This window comes from Streptomyces sp. NPDC091287 (assembly GCF_044768525.1).
Lineage (GTDB): Bacteria > Actinomycetota > Actinomycetes > Streptomycetales > Streptomycetaceae > Streptomyces.
The window spans coordinates 79,108-90,013 of the sequence record NZ_JBIVUV010000028.1 but is presented as its reverse complement, the minus strand read 5'-3'; the positions used below and the strand labels follow the sequence as shown (position 1 = coordinate 90,013).

The following is a 10,906-nucleotide window of genomic DNA, read 5'->3' as shown; positions in this document are numbered from 1 at the left end:
CCTCCACACCTACAACCACCACCGCTGCCACACCGCACTCGGAGGCCAGCCCCCGATCAACCGCGTCAACAACCCTGCGGGTCAATACACCTAGGCCGTGACCGGCCGGCGCCACCGGGGCGAGGGGCCGCTCGGGCGGCGCCGGGTGTCACCGCTCCGGCCGCCCCTCGCGTCACCGCTCCAGCGCCGCCCGCATCGTCTTCTGCGCGATCGGCGCGGCCAGCCCGTTGCCGCTGATCTCGGAGCGAGCCGCCCCCGAGTCCTCCACGATCACCGCGACGGCGACCTCCTTGCCGCTGTCACGGTCCTTCGCGTACGAGGTGAACCAGGCGTACGGGGTGCTGCTGTTCTCCACACCGTGCTGCGCGGTGCCCGTCTTGCCGCCCACCTCGGCCCCGGGAATCCGGGCGTTGGTGCCGGTGCCCTCCTCGACGACCGTCACCATCGCGCTCCGCAGCTGTTCGGCGGTCGACTCCTTCACCACCCGCTCGGTGTCGCCGTCGGCGGTCTCCTCCAGCACCGTGCCGTCCCCGTCGGTCACCTGGGAGACCATGTGCGGCGCTGCCAGCTCCCCGCCGTTGGCGAGGGCCGAGGTGACCATCGCCATCTGGAGCGGGGTCGCGGTGACCTCGAACTGGCCGATCCCCGTCAGCGCCGTCTGGGCCTTGTCCATACCGGTCGGGTAGACGCTCTTCGCCGCCCGCACGGGGACGTCCAGCTTCTCGGTGTCGAACCCGAACGCGTCCGCCATCTCCTTGACCCGGTCCTGGCCGAGGTCGACCGCGGCCTTCGCGAAGACGTTGTTGCAGGAGTACTGGAGAGCGGTGCGCAGGGTCGCGTTCTCGCAGGGAGCGGACGGGTTCTCGTTGGGGAGCACGGTGCTGGTGCCGGGCAGGGTGTACGGGGCGGGGCTGTCGGTGCGCTCGTCGACCGAGCCGTACAGCCCGTTCTCCAGCGCGGCCGCCGCGACCACCAGCTTGAACGTGGAGCCCGGCGGCAGCGGCTGCCGCATCGCCCGGTTGACCAGCGGCTTGTCCGGATCGTCCAGCAGGGCCTGCCAGGCGTCCTGGTCCGTCGTCCCGCTGATCGTCGAGGGGTCGTAGGAGGGGGTGGAGACCATGCCGAGGATCCGGCCGGACTTCGGGTCGATGGCCACCGCCGCGCCCTTGGTGTCGCCGAGCGCCTCGTAGGCCGCCTTCTGGACGTCCGGGTCGATCGTCGTCAGCACGTTGCCCGGGGTGGCCTGCCCGCCGGTGAGCAGGTCCTTCGGGTTCTTCAGCCGGTCGTCCGTGCCGTCCAGGACGTCGCTGTAGATGCCTTCGAGCTGGTTCGCCCCGTACGCCTGCGAGCTGTAGCCGGTGACCGGCGCGTACAGCTCGCCCTGGGTGTACGTGCGCTTGTACCGGAGGTCGCCACCACTGGTCCCCTTCGATCCGGTGACCGGCGAACCGGCCACGATGATGTCCCCGAGCGGCTGCGCGTACTGCGCGATGGTGTTCCGCCGGTTGTGCTCGTCGTCTGCGAGCGCCTTGGCCTGGTAGCCCTGCACCCATGTCGCCCGCACCAGCAGGGCGAGCACCATGAGCAGACAGAAGACCGAAGCGCGCCTGATTGTCTTGTTCATCCCGCTGGAGGGACGAGCGGGCGCGCTCCGGTCGTTCCCGATCGTGCCGCTTCTCACCGATTTCTCACCCGGCGCGCAGAGCCGCGCGGCTCAGCCCGGGGTGATGAAACCGGACTCGTACGCCGCGATGACCGCCTGGGTGCGGTCCCGGGCGCCGGTCTTCGCGAGTACCGCCGCCACATGCGTCTTCGCCGTCGCCGGGCCCACCGAGAGCTGCCCCGCGATCTCCGCGTTGGTCAGCCCCGCCGCCATCAGCCGCAGCACGTCCGCCTCCCGGCCGGTCAGCCTCGCCACCCACGCCGGAGCCCCGGCCGCCCGCCGCCCGGCGTGCTCGGTGGCCAGCGTGCGCACCGCCGCCGGATAGAGGAGCGAGTCCCCGCACGCCACCAGACGCACCGCCTGCACCAGCTCCTCGGCGGCCGACCGCTTCAGCAGGAACCCGGCCGCCCCGGCGTGCAGGGCCTCGTACACGTAGGCGTCGTTCTCGAAAGTCGTCACGACGACGATCCTCGGCGGGTCCTCCAGCGTGGCGAGGATCTGCTCCGTGGCCCGGATGCCGTCGATCTCCGGCATCCGCACGTCCATCAGCACCACGTCGGGCCGCAGCGCCCGCACCACGGAGACGGCCTCCGCACCGGTGGCGGCCTCCCCGACGACCTCGATGCCCTCCTCGGCGTCCAGGATCACGCGCAGCGCCGTACGCACCATCCGCTCGTCGTCCGCCAGCACCACCCGCACCGGAGCCCCGCTCATCGCCGACCCCTCTTCCGCCCGGCCCTGCCCGGCGCCGTCAGCGGCAGCAGGGCGGTCAGCCGCCAGACGCCGTCGTCCGCCCCCGCCTCGGTCCGGCCGCCCAGCAGGACGGCCCGCTCCGCGATGCCGCGCAGTCCGCGACCGCCCCCGGGACGCAGCCCGGCGGGCCGCTCGCCCAGTGGATTCTCCATCACGATCTCCAACTCCCTCTCCCGTACCTCGATCAGCAGCCGTACCGGGGACGCGCCCCCGCCGTGCCGCGACGCGTTGCTCAGCCCCTCCTGGACGATCCGGTACGCCTCCCGCGAGAGCACCGGGTCCAGACTGTCCGGATCGCCCTGCCGCTCGTACGTCACCCGCACCCCGCAGTGCGCCAGCAGCCCGTCGAGCGCGTCGAGCCCCGGCCCGTACACCGTGTCCTCGTCGTCCGGCTCCCCGTCCTGCCGCAGCAGCCCCAGCACCGAGTCCAGCTCCCCGACCGTCCGCCGCGTCGTCTCCTCGATGGCGGTCAGCGCCTCGCGGACGAACTCCGGATCGCGGTCCAGGACCCGGCGCGCCGCCCCGGCCTGAAGGGTCACCGCACTCAACGCGTGCCCCACCGAGTCGTGCAGCTCCCGGGCGAGCCGGTTGCGCACCGCCAGATCCGCCGCCCGGCGTTCGGCGGTGGCCAGCCGGTCCTCGGGCGTCGGTCCCAGCAGTACCGGGGCCCGCCGGGCCAGCAACTCCCCGGCCGCGGCCGCGACCAGCGCCAGCGCCACCAGCATCGCGAGCCCGGCGAGCGGGGCGAAAGCCAGGGCCCACGGCTCCCGAAGCTCCCGGGGGCCGTCGAGCAGCCAGGTGGAGCGCAGCCCGGCGGAGAACGGCAGCGCGGCGACCGCCACCGCGAACGGCGGCAGTGCCAGGGTGGCCCCGCTGACGATCCCGCCGAGCGCCAGATGCAGGGTGTACCAGCCGGCGGTACGCACCCGGGCCTGCCGGGTCCGGGCGGGGCCGTCGGCCAACAGGGCGGGCGGCACCCCGCACAGGGCGCGGACGGCGGCCACGGACAGTGGCCGGACGAGCGGAAAGAAGCCGGTGGCCGCCGCGATCGGCAGGGCGATGGCGAACGCGGCGAACTGGGCGGGCGCGGACGAGAGGAGAGCCTCCCCGCCACCCGCCATGCCGGCCAGGACCGTGCCGACGAGGAAGTACGGCATCAGCAGCGCGCCGCCGATGATCAGATGCAGCCAGCGCAGCCGCGTCCGTCGTCCGAACAACACGGCGAGCGGCTTCATGACACCCGGTCGGCGGCGGCCGGGGTAGGGGCGGCGGGGGTGGGGGCGCCGGTGGTCGCGGGCAGCGCGGAAGCCGCCGCGCGCTCCGCGAAGAAGAAGGCGCCCAGCGTCACGACGAGCGCCCCTGCCAGCATCTGGACAGCGTAGGTCAACACCGTCGCCGTCGTGGGCCGGTCCGCCGCTTCGCCCGCGCCGATCAGCCCCGCGAGGCTCAACCAGCCGCCCCAGCAGGCCATCTCCGCCGAACCGGCCCAGGCCAGGACGAGCGGCAGACGCAGGGAGAGACGGCCGGTGCGGCGGAAGGCGAGCAGGAGCACCCCGACGACGGTGACCACCACGAAGAGCAGGTTGACGGCTTCCAGGACGTAGAAGTCGCTGGTGCGGTCCGCCGCCCGGCCGGCGTGGAGCCCGGCGGTCGAACCGCTGACCCACAGCAGGTGCGTGACGCCGGGAAAGAGAGCCGCCGAAGCGGCGGCGACGGCGGTCGCCCGCAGGGCGGGCGTGGTCGGGCCCGCCGGCAGGTCCCGCAGCCGCCCCTGCCACAGCCGGCCCCAGCGCTCCCTGGCGTACAGCGCGAAGAGGGCGCCGAGGGCGATGCCCTGGACGATGAAGCCGCCGTAGACGACGCCGAAGACCCAGGGGTCGAGAAACGGTTCGGAGTTCCCCTCGCCGACCGGCCGGCCGCCGCCACCGCCGAGGAGCCGGACGGCCAGCTGGACCGGGAAGGCCGTCATGATCGGCAGCAGCAGGCCGCTCGCCACCCACATCGGCAGCACCAGCAGCCAGGCGGGCACCCGCCGGCCCCAGGGCCGGGTGAGCAGCAGGGCGAGGACGATGACGGCGCCGTCCATCAGCACCGTGGCCCCGTTGGCGACGCGCAGCAGGGTGCCGCCGTCCAGCAGCGCGCTGCCCTCCGGGATGCCGAGGCGACTGCCCGCCATCCAGGCCACCTTGAGCCCGATGTAGGGCAGACAGGCCACCATGGCGACCACCCGGAGCACGGACCGCGCCCGGCCGACGCGGTACGAGGGCGCCTCGGCGCGGTACGAGGCCGCCTCGGCGCGCTGGCCGGGCGTCTCATGGTGCCCGGGCGTCCCGGAACGGTGCGGCGGGGCGGGCGCGGGTGCCTCGGGGGGCCGGCTCACTGTCATGGCACCCAGCCTTCCGCGCCGGCCGGCCCCGCACGTCCTGCCCGGCGATGATCCGTCTCCGCCACGCGGGGGAGGGGGTCCGTCTCAGCCGTGCAGCTGACCAGGACCTCGTCGATCTCCTCGCCCCGGGCCCGGGGCGAGGAGATCGCCCCGGGCCCGGGGCGAACGCCCGGTCCCCCCGCAGGGCGGCCGTCGCCAGTCCTCAGAGCCTCCGGGTCGCGAGGGTGAGCCGGTCCCGGGCATCGAACAGGGCGTCCTTCACCAGCTGTTCGTGACCGGGGGTGAGCCGGGCGACCGGCACCGAGCAGCTGATCGCGTCGCGCGCGGGCGTCCGGTAGGGGATCGCCACGCCGAAGCAGCGCAGGCCGATGGTGTTCTCCTCGCGGTCCACCGCGTAGCCCTGCTCGCGGACCAGCCGCAGCTCCTCGATGAGCTTCTCGCGGTCCGTGATGGTGTGCTCGGTCAGCGCGGGCAGCGACTCGGGCAGCATCTTGCGGACCTGCTCGTCGCTGTGGGTCGCCAGCAGCGCCTTGCCGAGCGAGGTGGAGTGCGCGGGCAGCCGGCGGCCGACCCGGGTGAAGGGGCGCAGGTAGTGCTGGGACTGCCGGGTGGCGAGGTAGACCACGTTCGTCCCGTCGAGGCGGGCCAGGTGGATGGTCTCCGTGGTGTCGTCGGACAGCCTGTCCAGGGTGGGCCTGGCGGCGGCCACGACCTCGTCGCCGTCGATGTACGACGTGCCGACCAGCAGGGCGCGGACGCCGATCCCGTACCGGGTGCCCGTCGCGTCCGTCTCCACCCAGCCCAGCTCCACCAGGGTGCGCAGCAGCATGTAGAGGCTCGACTTGGGATAGCCGACGGCCTCCTGGACGGCGGCCAGCGAGTGCATGCCGGGCCGCCCCGCGAAGTATTCGAGGAGCTCCACGGTCCGTACCGCGGACTTGACCTGTGCCCCACCGGACTCGGCGACCGACATCGCCCACGCCCCCTTCTCCAGCTCATCGACTTCTCGTCCGCGTCGGCGTCCGAAAAGCCGCCACACGATTGCCAACACGGAACGCCCCGAAATAGAGTCCCAGGGCATTCACGTTCAGGAACTCCGTTCAGAATACCGAACACTTGCCGATGTGCGGCCGAAGCCGGCCGGAAGTCGGCCGGAGGACGGTCGCACCACGGGAGGTAATCACGGTGAGCGCAGCACCAGTCTGGAGTGTCGACCCCCGAACCGGGAACCCGCGCGAGCAGGTCGCGGTGGAGGCCACCGCCGAGGAGGTCGACCGGGCGGTCCGGGCGGCCCACGCCGTCCGCGACGCCCTCGCCGCCCGGGCGGCGCGCGCCGCGTTCCTGCGGGCGGCGGCGGAACTGCTGGAGGAGTCCGGCGAGCACATCGTCGAGGCGGCCGACGCGGAGACCGCCCTCGGCCCGGCCCGGCTCACCGGTGAACTGGCCCGAACCGCAGCACAGTTGAGGGCGTTCGCGGAGGTCGTGGACGAAGGCGCCTACCTCGACGTCCACATCGACCACCAGGACGGCTCCCGGACCCCGCCCTGGCCCGACCTGCGCCGCTACAAGATCCCGCTCGGGGTCGTCGCCGTCTACGCGGCCAGCAACTTCCCGCTCGCCTTCTCCGTCCCCGGTGGCGACACGGCCAGCGCGCTCGCCGCCGGCTGCCCGGTCGTGGTCAAGGCGCACCCCGACCACCCGGCCACCTCCGAACTCTGCGCCTCGGTCCTCCGCCGCGCCGCCGCCCGCACCGGACTGCCCGAGGACGTCGTGACCCTGGTGCACGGCTTCGACGCGGGCGTCGAGCTGATCCGCCACCCGCTGGTGAGCGCGGCCGGCTTCACCGGCTCGGTACGCGGCGGACGCGCCCTGTTCGACGCGGCGGCCGCCCGCCCCGCCCCCATCCCCTTCCACGGCGAACTCGGCTCCCTCAACCCGGTCGTCGTCACCGGGGCGGCGGCCGCCGAGCGCGCCGGGGAGATCGGCGCCGGGCTCGGCGGCTCGATGACCCTGGGCGCGGGCCAGTTCTGCACCAAGCCCGGCTTCGTCCTGGTCCCCGAGGGCGCGACCGGCGACCAGCTCCTCAAGACGCTCACCGAGACGGTCAGCTCCACCGGCTCCGGCGTCCTGCTGGACCACCGCATGCGGGACGCCTTCGTCGCCGGCGTACGGGAGCGGGCCGCCCTGCCGGACGTCGGGGCGCCCGTCACCCCCGGCGCGGGCGGCGAGCACACCGTCTCCGCCGGATTCCTCACCGTCCCGGCCGCCCGGCTGACCGCCGAGGGCCCGCACGACGCGCTGCTGGAGGAGTGCTTCGGGCCGGTCACCGTGATCGCCCGGTACGCCTCCGTCGACGAGATCGCCGCCGTCCTCGCCCGGCTGCCCGGGAACCTCACCGCCACCCTCCAGACCGCCACCGAGGACGACGACCCCGACGCGGCGCGCCTGCTGGCCGCGCTCACCCCGCTCGCCGGGCGCATCCTCGTCAACGGCTGGCCGACCGGCGTCGCCGTCGCCCCCGCCCAGCACCACGGCGGCCCCTACCCGGCCACCACCTCCACCTCCACCTCCGTCGGCGCGACGGCGATCGAACGCTGGCTGCGCCCCGTCACGTACCAGTCCACCCCCGAGGCGCTCCTCCCGCCGGAGCTGCGCGAGGACAACCCGCTGGGCCTGCCCCGCCGGGTGGACGGACGCCGCGCATGAGCCCGCACCTGGACGCCCTTCCCTTCGCCCTGGAGGCGGAGGGCCCCGACGGACGCTGGGCCCACGCCGACGGCGTGCTGACGGGCCGGGCCGGACCCGGCCAGGACCTGTTCGTCCCCCCCGTCCGGCGACTCCCTGGACCCGGGCTCCGACACCCCACGGCTGCTCGGACCGGTGGGGGAGGGTGACTTCCGGCTGGTGGCCCGGGTGCGCCCGGGGCTGCTGTCGGCCGGTGACGCGGGTGCGCTGTACCTCCACGTCGGGGACCGCGAGTGGGCCAAGCTCTGCCTGGAGCACTCCGCGGACCTCCCGACCGTCTGCACCGTCGTCACCCGGGGCCACTCCGACGACGCCAACGCCTTCGTCGTGGATGAGGGCGTCTGCTGGCTCCGCCTCAGCCGCACCGGCAGCGCCTACGCCTTCCACGCCTCCGCCGACGGTGAGAGGTGGACCTTCGTCCGTGTCTTCACCCTGGGTACCGAGAAGGAACGGGCGGCCGCCCGCGCCGGCTTCCTGGTGCAGTCGCCCACCGGTGAGGGCTGTGGCGCGGTCTTCGACCGGATCGCGTTCCTGGCCGGGGGAGTGGAGGACCTGCGCGACGGGCGGTGACGGAGGAGGCGTGGGTGGGAGGGCTCACGGTCCCGGGGCCGTGAGCCCGATGACCAGAAGGACATGGGCGAGAACATCGATGTTCCGCAGTTTCTGGAACGGCTGCGGGCCGGGCTGCCGGTGCTGCGCCCCGGGGCGGGCGATGCGGTCGCCAGGGCGTAGGGGTGCCGTACGATCTGCCTCGGAGACGTGCGGGGTGAGGGAATCACCTGGTCGGATCCGGTGTTCGCATCGGTGACCTCATCCGCGGAGGAATCCTCCGCACCCCCCGCGACCCCTGGAGAGTAGAAGAGTCATGCGCGTCGAGATCTGGAGCGACATCGCTTGCCCGTGGTGCTACATCGGCAAGGCCCGCTTCGAGAAGGGCCTCGCGGAGTTCGCCCACCGGGACGAGGTCGAGGTGGTGCACCGCTCCTTCGAGCTCGACCCCTCGCGGGCCAAGGGCGACACCGCGCTCGTGATCGACATGCTGGCCGAGAAGTACGGCCGCAGCCGCGAGGAAGCGGCCTCGATGGAGGCCAACGTCGCGGCCAACGCGCAGGCCGAGGGGCTCGGCTACCGCACCGAGGGCCGTGACCACGGCTCCACCTTCGACCTCCACCGGCTGCTGCACCTGGCCAAGGCCCGCGGCCGCCAGGACGAGCTGCTGACCCTCGCCTACCGGGCGAACTTCGCCGAGGAGCGGTCCGTCTTCGACGACGAGGTGCTGCTGGCTCTCGCCGTGGAGGCCGGACTCGACGCCGACGAGGCCCGCGCGGTGCTCGCCGACCCGGAGGCGTACGCGGACGACGTCCGTACCGACGAGCGCGAGGCGGCCGAACTGGGCGCCAACGCCGTGCCGTTCTTCGTCCTCGACCGTCGGTACGGGATCTCCGGCGGCCAGCCCTCGGAGGTCTTCGTCCAGGCGCTGGAGCAGGCTTGGAAGGACCGCCCCGTCACCGCTCTCACCGCCGTCGGCGGGGAGGCGGCGGCCTGTGACACGGACGGGGCCTGCGAGGTTCCGCGCGGCTGAGCCACCCGGAAGCCGTCCATAAGTATTCCTTTGGTGCCTCCTTGGATCTGCGTGATTGACTTTGGTTCAGGGGGGCTTCAGGGTGGACGCATGACGATCCTCGCGCCCATCCAAGCGGCAGCCGTCGAATTCGCACCCGAGGTCACCTACCTCAACACCTCCAGCTGGGGCCTGCTGCCCCGCCGGACGATCGCCGCCGTCAAGGCCCTGGCCGACGAGAACGCCGCGGGGCGCCGGGTGGGGGCGGGCAGCTTCGACGCGGTGGAGGCCGCCCGGGCCGGCTTCGCCCGGCTCGCCGGGGTCCATCCGGACCGGGTCGCCACCGGGAGTTCCGTCACCGTCCACGTCGGCCTGATCGCCGCTTCCCTGCCGCGGGGCGCCGAAGTCCTCTGCCCCGAGGGTGAGTTCTCCTCGGTGGTCAGCCCGTTCGCGCTCCGCGGCGATCTGCGCATGCGGTACGCGCCGCTCGACGGGCTCGCCGGGGCCGTGCGCCCCTCGACCGCCCTCGTCGCCTTCTCCGCCGTGCAGTCGGCCGACGGCCGGGTGGCCGATCTCGCCGCCGTCCGCGCGGCCGCCGCGGCGCACGGCGCCCGGACCCTGCTGGACGGAACCCAGGCGGCGGGCTGGTTCCCGCTGGAGGCGGGGGCGTACGACTACACCGTGACCGGCGGCTTCAAGTTCCTGCTCTGTCCGCGCGGTACGTCGTTCCTGACCGTCACCGAGGAGGCGCAGGACACCCTGCCGCCCCTCTTCGCCGGCTGGGTCTCCGCCGGCGCTCCCTGGGCGAGCAACTACGGCCCGCTGGAGCGCCTCGCCCCCACCGCCCGCGGCTTCGACGAGCCGCCCGCCTTCCTCTCGTACCACGGTGCGGAGCACTCCCTGGAGCTGCTCGGTGAAGTAGGGGCCGACGCCCTGTACGCGCACGCCACCGGGCTCGCGGCCCGGCTGCGGGCGGGGCTGGCGAAGCTCGGGCACGAGACCGTTCCCGGGGAGTCGGCGATCGTCTCCGTGCCGGGTCTTGAGAGCCGTCAGCCCGACCTGGTGGAGGCGGGTGTCGCCGTCTCCGCCCCGGCCGGGAATCTGCGGATCTCCTGCCACCTCTACAACACCGAGGCCGACGTGGACCGGGTGCTGGAGGTCCTGGCCTGATCCGCAGGGGTGCGGCTCGGCAGGCTCAGCACCGGTCCGGGCAGTCCGCGGTCTCCCGGCAGAGGTTCTCCTCGACCTTCGCCAGCAGCCGGATCAGCTCCGTGCGCTCGGCCGGTTCGAGGCCCGCGAGTGTCTGCTCCTCCAGGCTGCCCCAGGCGTCCCGGACCGCCGTGTGCAGCGCGCAGCTCTCGTCCGTCGCCTCGACCAGCACGGCCCGCCGGTCGGCCGGGTCGGGACGGCGGCGCACATGCCCGGTCTGCTCCAGCCGCTGGAGCATCTTCGTGACCGTGGACGGGTCCAGGTCCAGGGTTCTGATCAGCTCCGTCTGGCGGACCGCGCCCCGGTCCCACAGGTGCATCATCAGCAACTCCTGCCCCGGGTAGAGGTCCACCCCCTTGAGCGCCTTGCCCGCGGCGGTCCGGTGCAGCCGGGCCACCCGGGAGACGGCGTGGCTGACGGGCCCGCTGAGCGCCGCCATGGGCGGCGCGTTCGTACAGGCGTCTTCCGCGGGGGTGGCGCGACCGGTGGTCATGGCGGGCTCCTGGGGGTCCTCGGGTTCGCGGGCGGCGGCTCTCGATGATGCCCGACGGTTTCCCGCAACTTTACCTTGGTCGACCAATCAATGGGT

Annotated in this window: 9 protein-coding genes and 1 pseudogene; 4 read left to right on the top strand and 6 right to left on the bottom strand. The window is 73.6% G+C overall.

The features are described 5' to 3' along the window. Positions 1-172: 172 nt before the first annotated feature. The 5 genes from ACIQRW_RS35525 to ACIQRW_RS35505 form a co-directional block, all read right to left on the bottom strand. Positions 173-1,624 (bottom strand): peptidoglycan D,D-transpeptidase FtsI family protein, encoded by a 1,452-nt coding sequence (locus tag ACIQRW_RS35525; protein WP_403768716.1) that lies wholly within the window; start codon positions 1,622-1,624, stop codon positions 173-175. 90 nt (positions 1,625-1,714) lie between these two features. Next, positions 1,715-2,377 carry a response regulator gene (locus tag ACIQRW_RS35520; protein ID WP_403768713.1) on the bottom strand — a complete coding sequence of 221 codons (663 nt, stop codon included), beginning with the start codon at positions 2,375-2,377 and terminating at the stop codon, positions 1,715-1,717. Beyond that, the gene (locus ACIQRW_RS35515) at positions 2,374-3,651 is read right to left on the bottom strand and encodes a sensor histidine kinase (protein WP_403768711.1); all 1,278 of its coding nucleotides are present in this window, start codon (positions 3,649-3,651) and stop codon (positions 2,374-2,376) included. The genes ACIQRW_RS35520 and ACIQRW_RS35515 overlap by 4 nt, the downstream gene beginning before the upstream one ends. Beyond that, positions 3,648-4,634 (bottom strand): hypothetical protein, encoded by a 987-nt coding sequence (locus ACIQRW_RS35510; protein WP_403768724.1) that lies wholly within the window; start codon positions 4,632-4,634, stop codon positions 3,648-3,650. Before ACIQRW_RS35510 ends, ACIQRW_RS35515 begins: the two co-directional genes overlap by 4 nt. A 370-nt stretch (positions 4,635-5,004) precedes the next feature. Next, positions 5,005-5,775 carry an IclR family transcriptional regulator gene (locus ACIQRW_RS35505; protein WP_329153988.1) on the bottom strand — a complete coding sequence of 257 codons (771 nt, stop codon included), beginning with the start codon at positions 5,773-5,775 and terminating at the stop codon, positions 5,005-5,007. A gap of 212 nt (positions 5,776-5,987) precedes the next feature. Between ACIQRW_RS35505 and ACIQRW_RS35500 the strand changes: the two genes are divergently transcribed. From ACIQRW_RS35500 to ACIQRW_RS35485, 4 genes and pseudogenes are all read left to right on the top strand, one after another. Continuing rightward, positions 5,988-7,508: an aldehyde dehydrogenase (NADP(+)) gene (locus ACIQRW_RS35500; RefSeq protein WP_403768708.1), complete on the top strand. Its 1,521-nt coding sequence runs from the start codon at positions 5,988-5,990 to the stop codon at positions 7,506-7,508. Next, positions 7,505-8,117: pseudogene (locus ACIQRW_RS35495) on the top strand (DUF1349 domain-containing protein). The gene ACIQRW_RS35500 and the pseudogene ACIQRW_RS35495 overlap by 4 nt, the downstream one beginning before the upstream one ends. 295 nt (positions 8,118-8,412) lie before the next feature. Further along, the gene (locus ACIQRW_RS35490) at positions 8,413-9,129 is read left to right on the top strand and encodes a DsbA family oxidoreductase (protein ID WP_403768705.1); all 717 of its coding nucleotides are present in this window, start codon (positions 8,413-8,415) and stop codon (positions 9,127-9,129) included. A 90-nt stretch (positions 9,130-9,219) separates the two neighbouring features. Further along, on the top strand, positions 9,220-10,278 hold the full coding sequence (locus ACIQRW_RS35485; RefSeq protein ID WP_403768702.1) for an aminotransferase class V-fold PLP-dependent enzyme: 1,059 nt from the start codon (positions 9,220-9,222) through the stop codon (positions 10,276-10,278). A 25-nt stretch (positions 10,279-10,303) separates the two neighbouring features. Here ACIQRW_RS35485 and ACIQRW_RS35480 read toward each other — a convergent pair whose 3' ends face one another. After that, positions 10,304-10,810: a MarR family winged helix-turn-helix transcriptional regulator gene (locus tag ACIQRW_RS35480; RefSeq protein ID WP_403768699.1), complete on the bottom strand. Its 507-nt coding sequence runs from the start codon at positions 10,808-10,810 to the stop codon at positions 10,304-10,306. Between the last annotated feature and the right edge of the window lie 96 nt (positions 10,811-10,906).

Bases quoted from the DNA above. Each gene is read 5' to 3' on its own strand.
- ACIQRW_RS35525 (WP_403768716.1), bottom strand. From the start codon at position 1,624: ATGAACAAGACAATCAGGCGCGCTTCGGTCTTCTGTCTGCTCATGGTG.
- ACIQRW_RS35520 (WP_403768713.1), bottom strand. From the start codon at position 2,377: ATGAGCGGGGCTCCGGTGCGGGTGGTGCTGGCGGACGACGAGCGGATG.
- ACIQRW_RS35515 (WP_403768711.1), bottom strand. From the start codon at position 3,651: ATGAAGCCGCTCGCCGTGTTGTTCGGACGACGGACGCGGCTGCGCTGG.
- ACIQRW_RS35510 (WP_403768724.1), bottom strand. From the start codon at position 4,634: ATGGTGGCCTGTCTGCCCTACATCGGGCTCAAGGTGGCCTGGATGGCG.
- ACIQRW_RS35505 (WP_329153988.1), bottom strand. From the start codon at position 5,775: ATGTCGGTCGCCGAGTCCGGTGGGGCACAGGTCAAGTCCGCGGTACGG.
- ACIQRW_RS35490 (WP_403768705.1), top strand. From the start codon at position 8,413: ATGCGCGTCGAGATCTGGAGCGACATCGCTTGCCCGTGGTGCTACATC.
- ACIQRW_RS35485 (WP_403768702.1), top strand. From the start codon at position 9,220: ATGACGATCCTCGCGCCCATCCAAGCGGCAGCCGTCGAATTCGCACCC.
- ACIQRW_RS35480 (WP_403768699.1), bottom strand. From the start codon at position 10,810: ATGACCACCGGTCGCGCCACCCCCGCGGAAGACGCCTGTACGAACGCG.